General features: G+C 30.0%; 16 protein-coding genes, 2 tRNA genes, 1 other RNA gene and 1 other annotated feature. Of the genes, 16 read left to right on the forward strand and 3 right to left on the reverse strand.

What is annotated here, in order from left to right:
• The first annotated feature begins 34 nt into the window (after window positions 1-34).
• Window positions 35-340, forward strand: a complete 306-nt coding sequence (locus tag DY123_RS05165) for a hypothetical protein (RefSeq protein ID WP_140924257.1) — start codon at window positions 35-37, stop codon at window positions 338-340.
• Window positions 341-373: 33 nt separating this feature from the next.
• On the opposite strand, the gene asnS is transcribed toward DY123_RS05165, so the two are convergent.
• Window positions 374-1,762: an asparagine--tRNA ligase gene (gene asnS, locus DY123_RS05170; protein ID WP_140924258.1), complete on the reverse strand. Its 1,389-nt coding sequence runs from the start codon at window positions 1,760-1,762 to the stop codon at window positions 374-376.
• Between the two features lie 60 nt (window positions 1,763-1,822).
• Window positions 1,823-2,040 (reverse strand) — a binding site (T-box leader).
• Window positions 2,041-2,195: 155 nt separating this feature from the next.
• On the opposite strand from asnS, the gene DY123_RS05175 reads away from it, so the two are divergent.
• The 11 genes from DY123_RS05175 to DY123_RS05225 all read left to right on the forward strand — a co-directional run bounded on the left by DY123_RS05175 (window position 2,196) and on the right by DY123_RS05225 (window position 12,110).
• A complete protein-coding gene (locus DY123_RS05175; RefSeq protein WP_105964890.1) occupies window positions 2,196-2,507 on the forward strand; it encodes a heavy metal-binding domain-containing protein in 312 nt (103 codons plus the stop codon).
• Between the two features lie 179 nt (window positions 2,508-2,686).
• Window positions 2,687-5,341, forward strand: a complete 2,655-nt coding sequence (locus DY123_RS05180) for an HAD-IC family P-type ATPase (protein WP_140924260.1) — start codon at window positions 2,687-2,689, stop codon at window positions 5,339-5,341.
• A gap of 75 nt (window positions 5,342-5,416) precedes the next feature.
• Complete coding sequence (locus tag DY123_RS05185) at window positions 5,417-6,292, forward strand: hypothetical protein (protein ID WP_140924262.1); 876 nt, start codon at window positions 5,417-5,419, stop codon at window positions 6,290-6,292.
• Window positions 6,293-6,366: 74 nt separating this feature from the next.
• Complete coding sequence (locus DY123_RS05190; RefSeq protein ID WP_140934559.1) at window positions 6,367-7,032, forward strand: histidine phosphatase family protein; 666 nt, start codon at window positions 6,367-6,369, stop codon at window positions 7,030-7,032.
• 58 nt (window positions 7,033-7,090) lie between these two features.
• Window positions 7,091-7,495, forward strand: coding sequence for a MerR family transcriptional regulator (locus DY123_RS05195; RefSeq protein WP_140924266.1), 405 nt, complete (start codon window positions 7,091-7,093; stop codon window positions 7,493-7,495).
• Window positions 7,496-7,518: 23 nt separating this feature from the next.
• Window positions 7,519-7,827, forward strand: coding sequence for a TipAS antibiotic-recognition domain-containing protein (locus DY123_RS05200; protein WP_140924267.1), 309 nt, complete (start codon window positions 7,519-7,521; stop codon window positions 7,825-7,827).
• 264 nt (window positions 7,828-8,091) lie between these two features.
• Window positions 8,092-8,766 (forward strand): phage/plasmid primase, P4 family, encoded by a 675-nt coding sequence (locus DY123_RS05205; protein WP_263854190.1) that lies wholly within the window; start codon window positions 8,092-8,094, stop codon window positions 8,764-8,766.
• 9 nt (window positions 8,767-8,775) lie between these two features.
• Window positions 8,776-9,240: a primase-like DNA-binding domain-containing protein gene (locus DY123_RS05210; RefSeq protein WP_140924271.1), complete on the forward strand. Its 465-nt coding sequence runs from the start codon at window positions 8,776-8,778 to the stop codon at window positions 9,238-9,240.
• A gap of 180 nt (window positions 9,241-9,420) precedes the next feature.
• Window positions 9,421-10,239 (forward strand): oxidoreductase, encoded by an 819-nt coding sequence (locus DY123_RS05215; RefSeq protein ID WP_140924273.1) that lies wholly within the window; start codon window positions 9,421-9,423, stop codon window positions 10,237-10,239.
• 28 nt (window positions 10,240-10,267) lie between these two features.
• A complete protein-coding gene (locus DY123_RS05220) occupies window positions 10,268-11,251 on the forward strand; it encodes a helix-turn-helix domain-containing protein (protein WP_140924275.1) in 984 nt (327 codons plus the stop codon).
• A 115-nt stretch (window positions 11,252-11,366) separates the two neighbouring features.
• On the forward strand, window positions 11,367-12,110 hold the full coding sequence (locus DY123_RS05225) for a dihydrofolate reductase family protein (protein WP_140924277.1): 744 nt from the start codon (window positions 11,367-11,369) through the stop codon (window positions 12,108-12,110).
• 288 nt (window positions 12,111-12,398) lie between these two features.
• On the opposite strand, the gene ssrA is transcribed toward DY123_RS05225, so the two are convergent.
• Window positions 12,399-12,772, reverse strand: a transfer-messenger RNA (tmRNA) gene (ssrA, locus tag DY123_RS05230).
• A 121-nt stretch (window positions 12,773-12,893) separates the two neighbouring features.
• Here ssrA and DY123_RS05235 point away from each other — a divergent pair.
• Window positions 12,894-13,556, forward strand: a complete 663-nt coding sequence (locus DY123_RS05235; protein ID WP_140924278.1) for a hypothetical protein — start codon at window positions 12,894-12,896, stop codon at window positions 13,554-13,556.
• 48 nt (window positions 13,557-13,604) lie between these two features.
• Here DY123_RS05235 and DY123_RS05240 read toward each other — a convergent pair.
• A tRNA-Glu gene (locus DY123_RS05240) sits at window positions 13,605-13,678 on the reverse strand.
• 110 nt (window positions 13,679-13,788) lie between these two features.
• Here DY123_RS05240 and DY123_RS05245 point away from each other — a divergent pair.
• From DY123_RS05245 to DY123_RS05255, 3 genes are all read left to right on the forward strand, one after another.
• Window positions 13,789-13,861 (forward strand) — tRNA-Gln (locus tag DY123_RS05245).
• A 140-nt stretch (window positions 13,862-14,001) separates the two neighbouring features.
• Window positions 14,002-15,729, forward strand: coding sequence for an ABC transporter ATP-binding protein (locus DY123_RS05250; protein WP_140924280.1), 1,728 nt, complete (start codon window positions 14,002-14,004; stop codon window positions 15,727-15,729).
• The gene (locus DY123_RS05255) at window positions 15,729-17,546 is read left to right on the forward strand and encodes an ABC transporter ATP-binding protein (protein ID WP_140924282.1); all 1,818 of its coding nucleotides are present in this window, start codon (window positions 15,729-15,731) and stop codon (window positions 17,544-17,546) included. The genes DY123_RS05250 and DY123_RS05255 overlap by 1 nt, the downstream gene beginning before the upstream one ends.
• Window positions 17,547-17,601 lie beyond the last annotated feature (55 nt).

Consider the following 17,601-nt stretch of genomic DNA (forward strand, 5'->3'; position numbering starts at 1 on the left):
TACCAATTATATTTTTATGAAAGGAGTAATGAAATTGTCTAATATAATTAAAATCCTTGAATCAAAACAAAATTTACTTAAAGTAACATATCGTGGTGAGTTTGGTTATTTTTTTCCTTCTACGAATTTAGTACAAAATAATACCAAAATTAAATCCTTTATAGATGCAAAAACAGAATTATTAGAACAATTAAAAATCAATAATATTATGACCGTTCCAATTGAATTTGATATAGACAATGAATTATTTGTTATTCAATTGATTAATTATAATTTTAAAGAATTAGGTGTTTTTAGTATTAATAATTTAGGCAAAATAAAAGAGATAACAGATTATTAAAGTATCTGTTATCTCTTTTATTGTATTAAAAAATTAGAATGGTGCGTTTCCTGGTTCACGTGGGTAAGGGATTACATCTCTGATGTTTTCCATACCAGTTACATACATAACTAGTCTTTCAAATCCAATACCAAATCCAGAATGCTTAATTTCACCATATTTTCTTAATTCAGCATACCAAGCATATTCTTCAGGTTTTAAGCCAAATTCATGAATCTTTTGATCAAGGACATCTTCACGTTCTTCACGTTCACTTCCACCAACGATTTCACCAATTCCTGGCACTAAACAATCAGAAGCAGCAACTGTCTTACCATCATCGTTATCACGCATATAGAATGCTTTAATATCGCGAGGATAATCAGTTAAGAAAGTAGGGCGTTTATAAATTTCTTCACATAAGTAACGTTCATGTTCAGATTTTAAATCCATACCCCATTTGACCGGAATATCGAACTTTTCACCAGATTCTTGCAATAACTTGATTGCATCAGTGTAAGTTACACGAGCGAATTCTTTACCGGCAGTACTCTTTAATTTTTCAATTAATCCAGGTTCGACATTTTTGTCTAAGAAGTTTAATTCATCTTTAGCATGTTCTAGAAGGTAATTGATAACATATTTTAATAGACCTTCAGCACAATCCATCATACCTGGTAAGCGAGTGTATGCCATATCTGGTTCAATCATCCAGAATTCTGAAGCATGACGAGGAGTATGTGAATTTTCAGCTCTAAATGTAGGACCAAAAGTATATACATTCTTAAATGCCATGGTAAAAGCTTCTTCTTGTAATTGACCACTAACAGTCAAATTAGTAACAGTTTTGAAAAAGTCTTTTGAATTATCAACATTACCTTTATCATCTTTAGGTAAATTATTCATGTCTAAAGTGGTGGCACGGAACATTGCTCCAGCACCTTCAGCATCACTACTAGTAATGATAGGGGTATTAACATATACGAAATCATTGTGTTGTAGATATTCATGAACAGCGAATGCTGCTAATGAACGGATACGGAATACAGAGTAAAAGGTATTAGTTCTTGGACGTAGATGAGCAATTGTTCTTAAGTATTCAAAACTTTGTTTCTTCTTTTGTAATGGGTAGTCAGCATTGGAATGACCAACTAATTCTACTTTTTGTCCATGAATTTCAAATGCTTGTTGAGCATCTGGAGTTTTAACAAATTCACCTTCAACAGTAATTGTTGAGGCAATAGGTAATTTACTAATTTCTTCAAAGTTAGGGTTATCTTTTTTCAAGATAATTTGAGCACTTCTAAAGCATGAACCATCATTTAATTCAATAAAACTAATATTCTTTGATCCACGAATAGTTTTTACTGAACCTTCAAGAGCAACTGTTGATTTGTCTTCGATGTCTTTGTTATATAAATCAATAACGCTTAGTTGTTGCATATAAATTACACACCTTTCTAATTTAATTAAATACAATAAAATAAAAAGAGCCTTCATCCATCAAAGGACGAAAGCTCTTTTCCGCGGTACCACCTAAAATGCCTTTTTTAAATAAGGCCACTTTTTCATATAACGTATGAAAAACGTTTATTCCTACTTAAGTTTCGAAATAAAAACAAATAGGTGTTATTCCTAAATAACAATATTATTAAGCTCTCACTATCCTTAACTCGCTAAAAATTTGTAGTTTAGTACTCATCCATATTTATAGTATTTAATATATAAACTTATTAACAATTAAATATTAACACTAAATGGTAAATATATACAATACTATTTCTTTCAAATTTATTATGAGTTGACTTGTTAGGAAAATAAGAATTATACGATTATAATTTAATTATAATGAAATAAATTGAGGAGATTTTTAGAAATGTTAGTTTCTACTACTGAAAACATTGGCACCAACTATGAAGTGCTGGGAGAAGTATTTGGTGTAACTACACAATCAAGAAATCTAGGCAGTAATATTGCAGCTGGTCTAAAAAATCTTGTTGGTGGAGAAATTAAAGGATATACCCAAATGCTACATAATTCTCGAGAAGAAGCTATTCAGAGAATGAAAGATGAGGCAAAAGGTAAGAATGCAGATGCCATTGTTATGATGAGATTTGACTCTGGATCGATTGGTAATGATATGCAATCAGTTGTTGCATATGGAACAGCAGTTAAATTTATTCAGTAATGTAAAATGAATAATATTTAGCTATAAATTATATGATTAATAAGTTATAATATCTGCGAGGTGATATAAAATTATGAAAATATTTTTGCATAGGTTTATATCTTGTTTACCTTATTATCAATTAAAGTAGTTTTAATAATATTATTTTAACTATATTAAATTTGAAAAGGTAGATATAAATGAGTGATAAAGAAAACTATCAATTAACCGTTGATCAAATAATAGAAAAATATAATATTAAAGATATAAAAGCTGGTTTGAATGATGAGCAAGTTCGTAATCAGTTAGACAAAGATGGGCTAAATAAAATTGAAGTTGCAAAAGAGCCTAAATGGAAACTATTTGTGCGCCAATTTAATAATATGATTATTTATATTTTAATAGTGGCAGCATTAATTACTTTATTGATGAGTCATTACTCTGATGCTCTGGTTATTGCTTTAGTGGTAATTATTAATGCGTTAATTGGATATTACCAAGAAGCAAATGCCTCTGAAGCTTTAGAAAAAATTAAACAAATGCTATCAACAAAAGCAACTGTTTATCGTAATGGTATTCGTGATGATATTTCTGCAGAGCAGTTAGTAGTTGGTGATGTGGTTTTCTTAGAAGCAGGTGATAATGTACCTGCTGACTTAAGAATCTTTGATGCTGATAATTTAAGGATTCAAGAAGCAGCACTAACTGGAGAACCTGATTCAATTGAAAAAATTGAAGATGTTATTGATAATGATAAAACACCGCTAGCTGAAAGAAAGAATATGGCATATGCATCAACCTCAGTCACATCTGGTAGTGGTAAGGGAATCGTTGTTGATACTGGTGCTAACACAGAAATTGGTAAAATTTCTTCTGAAGTAAGTAATACCAAGTCTAGAAAATCACCATTAATGATTGAACTAGATAAGTTAGGTACCCAAATTACTTATGTAATTATAGCGGTTTCAATTTTGCTATTTATACTAGGTCTATTTATGGGAACCTATTCATTGTCGGTATTATCCTTAGCAGTCGTATCGATGCTAGTGGGAGCTATTCCTGAAGGACTACCTGCAACAACATCTGTTGTTCTTGCAATGGGTGTTAGTGATATGGCTAAGAAGAAACATACTATCATTAAATCACTTCCTGCGATTGAAACATTAGGATCAGTTGATGTCATTGCAACCGATAAAACAGGAACGCTTACTAAAAACGAAATGACTGTTAAAAACATTATCATTAATGATAAAAATTATACAGTTACTGGTGATGGATATGATCCTAAAGGACATATTCAACTTAACGGTAAAAATATTAAAATGGATTCTAAAATGAAATTGTTTTTAGAATCAGGTTATGAAGCAAATGATACTGTTTTAACATATGAAAATAACAATTGGGAAATTAATGGTGAGCCAACTGATGGGGCTTTCTTAACTTTGTACCATAAGGAATTTAATTATCCTAATCATGCTAATTACCAAGAAGTTGATACATTACCATTTGATTCTGATTATCGTTACATTGCTAAGCTAGTTCGTGATGAAAATGGTCAAAAGAAGATTTTTATTAAAGGGTCTCCTGATAAATTATTTAATATGACATATAAAAATGATAGTTCATTTGATGAAACATATTTAAATAATCAAATTAATGACTTATCTAAGCAAGGAAAACGTGTAATTGCTGTTGGATATAAAGATGTTGCTGATGATGTAAATGAAATCACTCATGAAATATTGAATGAAGGCATTACATTCTTAGGTTTAGCGGCTATTATTGATCCACCAAGAGAAGAAGTGATTCAAGCACTTAAAGAAATGAATTCAGCTGGCGTTCGTTTAAAGATGATTACTGGTGATAATCCAATGACTGCTAAAGCTATCGGTGAACAATTAGGCTTGGCTGACCAGATTAGTGCAGTAACCGGTGCACAATTAGATGAAATGTCTAATGAACAATTTAAAGATGCAGTATTAAATAACCAAGTATTTGCTAGAACAACACCTAAAAATAAAATGGATATTATTCAGGCTCTTGAAGATGCTGGCAAAGTAACTGCTATGACCGGGGATGGAGTTAACGATGCACCAGCTTTAAAAAAAGCCGATATTGGTGTAGCAATGGGAATAGAAGGTACCGATGTTGCTAAAGATTCTGCCGATATGATTCTGACTGATGATAATTTCAGTACAATGGCGGTAGCTATTAAAGAAGGTCGTCGAATTTATGACAATATTAAGAAGAGTATTTTATTCTTATTACCAACTTCATTTGCTGAAGGGTTGATTATCGCATTTACGATTTTGATGAATAAAGACATGCCATTACAACCAACGCAATTGCTTTGGATTAATATGGTTTCAGCAATTACCATTCAATTTGCTTTCATTTTTGAACCAGCAGAAAATGGAATTATGAAACGTAAGCCTCGTAATAATCAAGATAGCCTATTAAATAAACATGATGTTTTTCAAATGATTTATATTTCATGTTTGATTGCGATTATGGGGATTCTAGTATTTGAATGGTTAACTGGTCATGGATATGCTGAGTCAGTTGCAAGCACAATGGTCGTTAATGTGGTAGTATTTGGTAAAATATTCTACTTGTTTAACATTCGTACTAGTAAACCAGCAATATCTAAAGAACTATTTACCAATATGAAAGCTTTCTGGATTATTGGTTTAATGATTGTATTACAATTAATCTTGACTTATGTTCCATTTATGCAATCATATTTCTATACTGCTAATATTAGTTTATTAGACTGGTTAATAATTATTGCTTCCGGAGCTGTAACATTGATTGTTGCAGAAATTGGAAAAATGATTCGAATGCGTTTAAAATAATTAAATAGTTTATTATTAAGTAACTGCTGTTCATTAGTGGTTACTTTTTATATTTTAAGAAGGGATAATTTTAGGTTGTCAAAAATTAATAGAAATTTATTTGGACTATTTATAATCATTTTGATGATTCTTACTGCAGTGATATTAAATAATAAAGAAATTATTGTTCCAGAAATGGCAGCATTAACTGTTGGAACATTAGTTTATCAAAATAGTAATTGGATTTACGATCCTGTAAAAGTATGTATTTCACCGTCATTATCAGCTGTTGCAGGATTTATAGTAAACCAATTTCAAATTATCTATGTTGCAAAAATATTATTGGTATTAATATTAGTGTTAATTTTGCTTAAGTTTATTAAATCTGTTCTAGCGCCGTCATTTGCTACCGGACTATTACCAATTATTATTGATAGTCATGAACTTGATTTCATATGGATTGTATTTATATTAACTTTTATTCTTGCGATATTTGTTTGGATGCAGAAAAAGTATAAGGATTCAAATGTACCTTTAATTATGAATTTTAATGGAATTGGAACTTTTTTATTAATATCCATAATATGGATTATATTAGTAATGATATTTAATAAGCCCCATATGGCAGCTATTCCACCAGTTTTGGTAGTCTTTTATGAAGTTATCCAAAAAGATAAATATGAATTTAATACTTTGTGGAGACATATATTAGCATTGTGGCTATCAGCATCATTAGGGATGATTATTCATACTTTTATTTATTCTTGGATCGTTGTTATACTTATCTCTTTGCCTATGGTGTTCGCTATTTTAAAAATTTTGCATATAAAATTACCAGCTAGCTATGCTTTTCCATTATTAGCACTAGTTTTACCTAAAGATATGTTTTTCATTTTACCTATTTTTTCTTTATTAGCCTCTACTTACTTTTTGGGTAGTGTTTGGTTGTACAAAAATATTTTTATAAAATAGTCCATTAAATAACTTTACTGAACTTTTATTATTTATTTTGATATAATTATTAAACAAACAGGGAGGTATTTATAATGAAAGAGTTTGACTTATATGTAGTTCGTCATGGACAAACTTATTATAATATATATCGTAAAATGCAAGGTTGGAGCAATACTCCCTTAACTAAACAAGGAATTGATGATGCACAAAAAATTGCGGATAAATTATCTGGTGAAAAATTTGATGCAATTTATTGTAGTGATATGGAAAGAGCTAGATATACAGCAAAAACTATTTGTGATAATAATCTTTATCATTCAAATACTGACAACATAGTTGATACTCCATTATTGAGAGGAGTATTTTATGGTTCTTTTGAAGGTAGTAATATTGATACAACTAATTATACTTTAGCTGCTTCTAATAAATTTGATTCTTATTCTAATATGGTTAAACAATTAGGATCAGATGGAATAAAAGATGCTTTTCATGAAATGGATCCTTTCCATCAGGCAGAAAATAGTAAAGATTATTGGAAACGTTGGGATAAAGGACTCCAGGAAATTATAGATGATCCTAATATTCAAAATAACGGTAAAGTATTGTTAGTTAGTCATGGACCAGCAGTACTTAGTTTAGTTGATCGTTTTGCTAATGGTAAGTTTGATGTTAGTAAAAGACCAGAAAACGGCAGCTTAACTAAATTACACTTTACTTCGGACGGACATTTTGAAGTGACTGGATATAATATCAAATAAATATTGACTATTACGTTAAGTCATAGAAGATAATGAACTTGTTGGAGGAAATAGTACTATGAAATATTCAACAAAAGAAATAGCTGAAATGTCCGGACTAACAGTTAGAACTTTACATTATTATGATGAGATAAATCTATTAAGCCCTAAAAGATCATCGAATAATTATCGTGTATATGATTCAATTAATGTTGTAATTTTGCAAAGAATACTTTTTTATAAAGATCTAGGATTTAGTCTTAATAGAATAAAGGCCATTTTATCTTCAAGTAATTTATCTTTTTATGATGAACTGCAAACACATCTTAATCATCTATTAAATAAAAGGGAAAGTATTGATAACAAAATTAAAATGATTAAAAGGGTCCAGAAGGAGAATACAAGTATGAGTGATAATGAAAAATTATCAATTTTTAAGCAAAATCATATTAATAATAATGAAAAAAATATGGTAAGGAACTAAGACAAAATTATGGAGATGATTTTATGGATTCATTTAATCAAGATTTTTCCAATTTGCCAGATGGAAACATAAAAGATTACAAAAATATTGGTAATAAGATAATTACTTTATTAGGTAATAGTGTGAAAAATGATGATAGCAATGATAAATACATATTTGATCTACACAAGAACTGGTTAAAGTTAATTAATAAGAATTATAGTAATGATTATCATAAGTATATGGCTAAACTTTATTTAAATGATAAAAGATTTACTGATTATTATGATTCTAAACCAGGTATAGGTGCTGCTAAAAAACTAAGTTCTATTATTTATAATTATTTGTCATAAATTTATAATCAAGATTGATGAACGAAGTGATATTGCAAAGGCTAAAAGAGCAGCTAATAAATTTATTAAGCAGAGTAGGGATGGCAAATTAAGTTACTTAGCAGGAGCTAAAATAATGCTTAAATATTTCTACTTTACGCGTTTCTCAATTGATGAGGGAGAACGGATAGCAATATATGTAAACAATAAGGAAAGCCCCCAATATGGTTTATATACGCGTAATTATGATTACTTAAAACGTATTATAAATGCTATTATAAGGGCATTCATGAAGTGTTAGAAAAGTTAGAGATGATGGTGGTTAATGTTAAAAAACCAGAACACACCAAAGACTTAATTCCAGTTGGTAATGGAATCTTTAATTTAAAAACTAAGAAATTGGAAGATTACACTCCAGAACATGTGTTTTCTAGTAAAGTCAGTACTAACTATGATCCAAAGTATAACGAAGTTGAAAACATCCCTAAAATAGATAATTGGACCTTGGATGATTGGCTTAGTAATTTATCCAAGGACGAACAGGGACGACCTGATGACCAGGTATTTCAATTATTATGGCAGGTGTTGGCTGATTCTTTAAATGGTAACTATACCAGGCGTAAGGCGATATTATTGAATTCTGAACATGGTAATAGTGGTAAGGGGACCTTTCAATCTTTAATTACCAACCTTGTAGGAGAGCACAATGTAGCCACCTTAAAGGTAAATGAGTTTAGTGAACGCTTTGCGATGTCCAGACTGATGGGTAAATCAGTCTGTATTGGGGATGACAATCCGAATGGGTATATCCGTGATAGTAGTAATTTTAATAGTGTTATCACAGGGGATGTTGTTAATATTGAGTACAAGGGGAAGGATAGTTTTACCACTCAACTAACGCCCACGGTAATCCAATCTTTCAATGGTTTGCCACACTTTAGCAATAAGGGTGGAACATAATACCGCAGAATGCTGATAGTTCCATTTAGACAGCGTTATAAGGGTAATAATGATAACTGGAAAATTAAGGACGTTTATTTGAAAAGACAAGACGTTTTGGAATATACATTGTTTAAAGCATTGAACGTTTATTCTGATTTTGAAAAGTTTATCACTCCGGATATATCAAAACATGCATTGAATAATTTTGAAAAAGAGAATGATCCGATTAAGGAATTTGTAGAAGAAGAATTTATGAAGTGGAATATTCATAAATTGACTACCAAGTCATTATATATTGCATATACTCGTTATTGCAGTGAAAATGGATATTCTTCTACTTCTCGTAGTAAGTTTGTTAGACAAATTCAAACCTTGCTACCAACTTATAAAAAGGGTGCTGTACGCATCCCTAATGGAGAGTACCAGGAGTTGATGGATAAAGTACAAGACACGCCTATTCAATTGTTAAAGGGGGTTGGGATGCCATGGTAATCCAATTCAATGTTTTTATTGTATGTAAATAGAGCACTCATTATTGAGTGCTTTTTGTATACTATGATACATATTTGAATTAATAAATAACTGTCGTAAACTGATTATTAATTGGCGCATATAAACATTATATAAATAACCAATAATAAATATAATATTTATATAAAGGAGGAAGCGAATATGAAAAATAATGTTGTTTTTATAACGGGTGCAAGTAGTGGAATTGGATACTCAACCGCTAAAATATTAGCAAACAATGGATATAAAGTTTATGGAGGAGGTAGAAGATTAGATAAATTAAATTCATTAAAAGAATTTGGAGTTACTCCAATTAAATTAGATGTAACTGATAATTTCTCAAGAAATAAGGCAATTAATCAAATAATAAAAAAAGAAGGCACCATTGATGGACTAATTAATAATGCTGGTTATGGATCATATGGAGCATTAGAAAACGTTTCAATTGAAGAAGCAAAAAAGCAAATGGAAGTCAACGTTTTTGGTATGATTGAACTAACAAAATTAGTACTTCCATATATGAGAAAACAAAAATATGGAAAAATTATAAATATTTCTTCTATTGGTGGAAAAATGGTTAGTTACTTTGGTGGCTGGTATCATGCTAGTAAATATTCAGTAGAAGCCTTAAGTGATGCATTAAGAATGGAAACTAAGAAATTTGGTATAAAAGTAGCAATAATAGAACCTGGTGGTATAAAAACTAATTGGGGAATGATTGCAGCAAATCAATTAATCAATTCTTCTAAAAATACCGTGTATCAGAAAGAAGCTTTAAAAGCCGGCAATGGAATGAAGAAACAATATAATGGCAATGGACTTTCAAGTCCTAATGTAGTTGCTAAAAAAATTCTTAAAGCAATGAATAAAAAGAATCCAAAAACACGTTATGTAATGGGAACAGCAGCAAAATCTGGTGTAATAATGCATGCATTATTACCAACTAAATTATTTGATTTTATTATGATGCATGTATCTTAAAATAATAAACTAAAGAAGGAATTATAGAATGAAAAATTATATATTAGATGGTCAATATATAAAATATTTTAATTTATTAGGAATAGATATAAAAAAAGTCATTAATCAAATGCATTTACCATTCAATTTTTTTAATCAAGATAACCCATCTTTAAGTGAAAAAAAATATTATATGTTTATGTCACTTGTAGGAGAACAAATAAAGAATGAACATGTCCCAATCAAATTAGCTACTTATGATAATGTAGAAACATTCTCACCAGCAATATTCACATCGTATTGTAGTAAAAACGGTGAATCATTTATCACAAGATTATCACAATATAAAAGATTAATTGCTCCAATTAAATATATATTAGATAAAAATAAAGATAATTTTGAAATAAATATAGAACCAAGCAACATAGCATTAAGAATACCATCTTTTCTATTAGAAATAGAATTCATTTTTTTAGTCCATGTAATTAGAAAAGCGACTAATAAACCTATAAATCCTAAAATGATTATTACAAACTATGATTTTAGTAAATCATTCAAAAAATATATGTCATGTAATATAGTAAAAGGAAACTTTAATAAAATCATATTCTATAATAATGACTTAAAAGTTCAATTTAATAGTTATAATGAAAATATGATTAAATTCTTAGAACCTATTCTATATAAGAATTTAAATGATTTTGAAACAGATAATAGCTATAAATCTCATGTACAGACAACTCTAATTAATTTATTGCCTGCTGGCAAATGTGCCATTGAAGATGTAGGTGATAAATTAAATATAAGTACTAGAACTCTTCAAAGAGCATTAAAAAAAGAACATACTACTTTTAGAGAGCAATTAAATCACACAAGAAAGATTCTAGCCGAAAATTATTTACAAAACACTAACATGAGTAGTTCAGACATAGCATTCTTATTAGGTTATCAAGAAATCAATTCTTTTTTACGAGCTTTTACTGTTTGGACAGGAAAAACTATTTTAGAATACAAAAAACAAATTGATAAATAGCATTTGGCATAAATTAACATTTTATTGTCATGGAATGATGTTACAAAAATAATATAATTTTTATAAAATATCTTCTGTAATATTAAATTACAATTTTTTACAGGAGGTAATGTTAATGAATCGTCCATATGTGTTTTGCTATATGGCACCTTCCTTAAATGGAAAAATCAAAGGATCATATAGAAAAAAATTAGAAGAAGAAAATAGTGATGCAACAAAATTATTTTATGTAGAAGGATTTACCCCTGAAGGTCGCTATGGTGATAATCAAGGTGTAATGTGTGGTAGATTAACAACAGATGAAAATCTAACAAAATTCAAAAAGCCAGAATTAGATACAAATGCTGAAATTGTAAAAGCTGGGGATTTTATCGCAAAAGATATTAATTTAGATAATAAATTTTATATCTCAGTTGATCCTAAGGGAAAAATAGCTTGGCAAAATAGTACTATTAAATTTGGTAATTTAACAAATAATATTATAGAAATCATTACCAATGAAACAAGCAACGAGTATAAATACTTTTTAAGAAGGAAAAACATTTCATATATCATTGCTGGTGATAAAAATATAGACTTTGAGACCGCTCTAATGAAATTAAAACAATTATTTAAAATTGAAAAATTGATGCTTGGCGGTGGCGGTATCTTAAATTGGTCACTCATACAACAAAATCTTTGTGACGAAATTAGTTTGCTAGTTATGCCAACAGCTGATGGAAGTCCCGATACCCCATCTTTATTTCAATCCAAAGACGGTATGTCTGGTGATAAACCAGTAAGCTTTAATTTAAAAACAGTTGAAAAAAAAGGTAATATAGCTTGGTTAACATATACTATAAATAACAATAATAATTAAACTCATAAACTAAATTCTTTATATGCTTATAATAGATAAAATGAAACAAATGAACCTCTAAAGTTAAACAAATATTTTAAACCGCCTTACAAAAGTTAGACATTTAAAACTAACTTTCGTAAGGCGATTCATTTTAAAGTAGTCTTTTTAATTCCCATATTCCAACGACATTTATTTAATGGATACCGTATTGGTTACCATTTATTTGTTTTATTTATTGTTAATAAAAATAAAAAAAGCTGCTATAATCAGCGTTCATAACGCTTATTATAGCAGCTTTTTACTAACTTATGGAGTCGGCGGGATTTGAACCCGCGTCCGAGCATATCGCCATTCGAATTTCTACGCTCATAGGAGTATTATTTGAATTTCACTAATCAAAACGCCATACACCAAGGCTGTCATGATTAGCTAACCTGATTAATCTCTTCTACCAACTTCAGGTTTGAGTTGAATAGCGTAACCTATTTCATATAAAACCCAATGTTAACCCATAGGTGAAGCTAAATCGGATTGCTACAAGCGCTTATTAGGCAGCCATCATAGCAGGTTTTAAATTAGTTTTTGCAGTTATAATTTAGAAAACTGGACGGTTTTGCGTAGACGCCGCTACGTAACGCCATTCGAATTCGAACTATACCCGTCGAATCCATAACGACCCCAAAACTTACATAATTAATTTTACCATATTATACGATTGTGTAAAACATTTATAATTCTTAGCATAAAATATTAATAAAACTAACTAATTATTGTTATAATTAATGTATTGAGGGTGAATTAATGAAAGCAAATGCAATCGCAAGTGAAAGAATAAATCCTTTCTACGTGAGGTTGAAACATCTCAAAATGGAAAAATGGTACGTTAATGAAATGCAAGAGGCTAAAAGTAAGCGTTGTCCATTTTCCAAGGAAAATAATTATAATAAGTTAGAAATAGATAAAATAGGATTTTATAAAAAGCAATTATGGTTTCATTTTTGTGGAGTGGTCAATGAAGGTTGGGTATCTCATAAGTTTGTGCGGAAAAATTATCGTTTACTGAAATTACATTTTAAAGTGGATCATCAATATGATAATGCTGTTGTAGCTGCACAGAATCTTTTATCATATTCTGGTTATCATTTATCCATTGATGAAGTTATTAAGTTTTTAGATAATAAGCATTCATATAAGCCTAATGACTTTTTTAGATTATTTATTAATAATAAAGGGTCTTTTAAACTGCTTAATAATAAGTCATATCGTCGAATTAGGGGACAATTATTAAGAAATCGTCCAGTTATAATGTGGTTAGACGATAATCAACATTGTGTGATGTTAATTGGATTTAACCGAAAAGTATTTTTCTATAAAGATGTTTATGATGGATTAAATAAGACCATTAGTGTTAGTCAGCTTACTCATAGATGGAAAAAAAGTGGCTATTTAGCATTTAGCTACTAATAATAACAAAAAAGACAAGTCATTTAATGACTTGTCTTTTTCTAATGATCACCCGCATGGGTCTCGAACCCATAACTCCGCCTTGAGAGGGCGACGTCTTAAACCAGTTTGACCAGCGGGCAATAAATATTAACAATAATTATGTTACTTGAAACTATTAAGATTGTCAATCGTTCAATAGTGTTGACAGTTTTATTGCATAAGTTTAACATTAATAAATGTAATATATTTTTGGGTATTCGCCAAATTGGTAAGGCAGCGGACTCTGAATCCGCAATCTACTGGTTCGAGCCCAGTATACCCAATTATTAAACGTCGCATTGTGCGACGTTTTTTATTTTCTATATAGAAGATTATTTAATTTAAATTTTAATCAATAAATATTAGAATAATATTTATTGATTAAAATTTATAAATATATATAAAGAAGGAGTGAAGATTAACCTTGATAAAATTAGCTAAAAAATATTTAGTTTGGAGTGCAGTTCTAGCAGCTGTGCTGTTTTTAGTGGTTCAAGTATCTTGTGATTTATACCTACCAACTGTTACTTCAAATCTAATTAATAATGGGGTAGCTAAAAATAACGTTCCTTACATTTGGAGTGAAGGATTTAAAATGTTGTTTGTTACCTTTATCGGTGTAGTAGCTGCCGGTGGAAATATTTATTTTGCGGCAACTCAATCCCAAAAAATGGGGAAGAAGATTCGTTCAGCAATGTATCGTAAAATAATGTATTTATCTGATCAAGATTTGGATAAATTTGGTGATGCATCACTAATTACTAGAAATACTAATGATGTTGTTCAAATCCAAAATGTAATGATTCAGGTTTTAAGAATGATGATTATGTCACCAATTATGCTAATTGGTGCTATGTCATTGGCTTTCTTTAAGAGTCCGCGATTAACAATTGTTTTCTTTGCTGCTTTAGTTGTGCTAGCAATTGTAGTTGCTATTATTATGTCATTTGCTGGTCCTATGTTTAAGAAATTGCAAGGTCAAACTGATAAACTAAACTTAGTATTCAGAGAAGGTTTAACTGGTGTTAGAGTAATCAGAGCATTCAATCGTGATGATTATGAACAAAATCGTTTTGATAAATATAATACCAAATATGCTAGCACTGGAATTCGCGTATTCATGTTAGTTTCTCTAATGTTTCCATTGATGACTTTTATTTTAAGTGGAACTAATGTTGGAATCGTGTGGTTTGGTGCCAAAATGATTGCCAATAATGGATTAGATGTTGGTAACTTAGTTGCATTCATGACTTATGCTACTCAAATCTTAATTAGTTTTATGATGCTATCATTCCTATTTGTCTTTATTCCTAGAGCACAAGCTTCTGCTTCACGTATTAATGAAGTATTCGATGTTAAAAATTCAATCAATGATCCTAAGAATCCTGATAAAATTGAAAAGGATAATAATACTTTAAGTTTTGACCATGTTGATTTTAAATATCAAGATTCCAAAAATCTATCACTAAAGGACATTAACTTTTCTGCCAAGGCAGGGCAAACGGTTGCTGTAATTGGTGAAACTGGTTCTGGTAAATCTAGTTTAATTGATTTAATTCCAAGATTATATGATGTTACTTCTGGTGCTATTAAAATCAATGGTACTAATATTCAAAATATCTCTCAAAAAAATCTACATGCTTTAATTTCTTTAACTCAACAAAAGGCAGTCTTATTTACTGGTACAGTTAAGGAAAATATGCAATATGGAAATGAAAATGCAAGTGATGAAGAAATATGGCATGCATTAGACTTAGCCAAAGCTTCCGACTTTATTAAAGAAGAAGGGGGCTTAAATGCTAAAGTTGAACAAAACGGTGAAAACTTTTCTGGTGGACAAAAGCAACGTTTAGCTATTGCCAGAACCATTCTAAAAGATGCTGCAATTTATATTTTTGATGATTCATTCTCAGCACTTGATTTCAAAACTGATGCTGAATTAAGACAAGGTCTAAATAAAGATGAAAAAATTAAGCATGCAATTACTGTAATTGTTGCACAAAGAATTTCTACAGTTGCAGATGCTGATTTAATTCTAGTATTAAACAATGGAGAATTAGTTGGTGCTGGAACACACAAAGAATTATCCCAAGATAATCCATATTATAAAGTTATTTTAGACTCTCAAATCAAGAAGGGAGGATCCAAATAATGGAAAATAACAGTAAAAAACGTGCTGAAAACTTTTGGGGTTCTACTTGGCGTTTAATAACATACGTTAAGCCTTGGTTAATTGGAATTGTATTTACCTTAATCATGGCAGTTGTTGCAACAGTTTTGCAGATTGTTACTCCCAAAATTTTAGGTGAAGCTACTACTGAAATTTATAAAGGAATTATGAAGGCCTTTGAAATGAAGAAGGCGGGGCTACATGTTGGAAGTATTCCAATTGATTTTGGTGCAGTTGGTCACATTTTACTAGTAGTGGGATTGTTATATGTTGCTGCTGCTTTATTTAACATGGGACAACAATTTATTATGACTTATATTTCTCAAAAAGTTGTTTATCAATTGAGAAAAGATATGAAGTCTAAGCTAAAACGCTTACCAATTTCCTATTATGATACCCATGCTAATGGGGATATTATGTCCACCATGATTAATGATATGGATAATATCTCCACGATGTTGCAGACCAATTTGACCCAATTAATCACTAGTGTTTTGTTATTCTTTGGGGTCCTTTACATGATGACAACTATTAGTTGGTCTTTAACATTGGTAGCATTATGTACATTTCCGTTAATTGCGGTTATCGTAGGTGTAGTTACCCCTCGTTCACAAAGATTCTTTAGTAAACAACAAAAACATTTAGGCCAAGTTAATAGTCAAGTTGAAGAAAATTTTGCTGGTCGTAATATCATTAAAACTTTTAACCGTGAAGAAGAAACTATTCAACAATTTGAAAAACAAAATGATAAATATTATCAATCAGCTTGGAAAGCTCAATTTGTTTCAAGTTTCATGTTCCCATTGATGAATTTTGTGAAGAATTTAAATTATGTATTTGTTGCAGTTTTTGGTGGAATCAAGGTTGCTGCTGGAACCATTGCTTTAGGGAATGTTCAAGCATTTCTACAATATGTAAATATGTTTAATCAACCTATAACTAATTTGGCTAATTTAACTAATACTATTCAGTCAACAATTGCTTCTGCTGAACGTATTTTTAAAATTCTTGATGAACCTGAAATGAAGGATCAAACTGTTAACAACAAAGTTGAAGATACTAATGATGAAATCACTTTTGAAAATGTTGACTTTAGATATTTACCTGATACACCATTAATTCAAGATTTTAATTTACATGTTAAACAAGGCACTACGGTTGCAATTGTTGGACCAACTGGTGCTGGTAAAACCACTATTATTAATTTACTTGAGAGATTTTATGATATTGATTCTGGTTCTATTAAATTTAAAGGTAAGGATACAAGAGACTTTAGTAAACCGGAATTACGTTCACATATTTCAATGGTACTTCAAGATAGTTGGCTCTTTACTGGAACGGTTCTTGATAATATTAAGTATGGAAATGCGAATGCAACTGATGAAGATGCTTATAATGCAGCCAAAGAAGCACAAGCAGATGGCTTTATTCAAAAACTTCCAGATGGTTATAACACTGTTTTGAATGAAAATGCTACTAATATTTCACAAGGTCAACGTCAGTTGATCACCATTGCTCGTGCTTTTGTTGCTGATCCGGAAGTTCTTATTTTGGATGAAGCAACTAGTTCAGTTGATACTAAGACTGAATCGATGATTCAACGAGCTATGGATAATTTAATACAAGGACGTACTAGTTTTGTAGTTGCACATCGCTTATCTACAATTCAAAATGCTGAAAAAATCATTGTAATGGATCATGGACAAATCATTGAAACTGGTGATCATAATTCATTGATGAAACAAAATGGCTTTTACGCTGACTTGTATAATTCTCAATTTATAGGTAATAATTTATAAATTAAGCATTTAAAATAAAATCAAGTTATAATGTAATTAAATAAAACACTTTCGA

This window comes from Apilactobacillus micheneri, assembly GCF_006493595.1.
Lineage (GTDB): Bacteria > Bacillota > Bacilli > Lactobacillales > Lactobacillaceae > Apilactobacillus > Apilactobacillus micheneri.

Bases quoted from the DNA above. Each gene is read 5' to 3' on its own strand.
- asnS (WP_140924258.1), bottom strand. From the start codon at position 1,762: ATGCAACAACTAAGCGTTATTGATTTATATAACAAAGACATCGAAGAC.
- DY123_RS05175 (WP_105964890.1), top strand. From the start codon at position 2,196: ATGTTAGTTTCTACTACTGAAAACATTGGCACCAACTATGAAGTGCTG.
- DY123_RS05180 (WP_140924260.1), top strand. From the start codon at position 2,687: ATGAGTGATAAAGAAAACTATCAATTAACCGTTGATCAAATAATAGAA.
- DY123_RS05190 (WP_140934559.1), top strand. From the start codon at position 6,367: ATGAAAGAGTTTGACTTATATGTAGTTCGTCATGGACAAACTTATTAT.
- DY123_RS05195 (WP_140924266.1), top strand. From the start codon at position 7,091: ATGAAATATTCAACAAAAGAAATAGCTGAAATGTCCGGACTAACAGTT.
- DY123_RS05200 (WP_140924267.1), top strand. From the start codon at position 7,519: ATGGATTCATTTAATCAAGATTTTTCCAATTTGCCAGATGGAAACATA.
- DY123_RS05210 (WP_140924271.1), top strand. From the start codon at position 8,776: ATGCTGATAGTTCCATTTAGACAGCGTTATAAGGGTAATAATGATAAC.
- DY123_RS05215 (WP_140924273.1), top strand. From the start codon at position 9,421: ATGAAAAATAATGTTGTTTTTATAACGGGTGCAAGTAGTGGAATTGGA.
- DY123_RS05220 (WP_140924275.1), top strand. From the start codon at position 10,268: ATGAAAAATTATATATTAGATGGTCAATATATAAAATATTTTAATTTA.
- DY123_RS05225 (WP_140924277.1), top strand. From the start codon at position 11,367: ATGAATCGTCCATATGTGTTTTGCTATATGGCACCTTCCTTAAATGGA.
- DY123_RS05235 (WP_140924278.1), top strand. From the start codon at position 12,894: ATGAAAGCAAATGCAATCGCAAGTGAAAGAATAAATCCTTTCTACGTG.
- DY123_RS05255 (WP_140924282.1), top strand. From the start codon at position 15,729: ATGGAAAATAACAGTAAAAAACGTGCTGAAAACTTTTGGGGTTCTACT.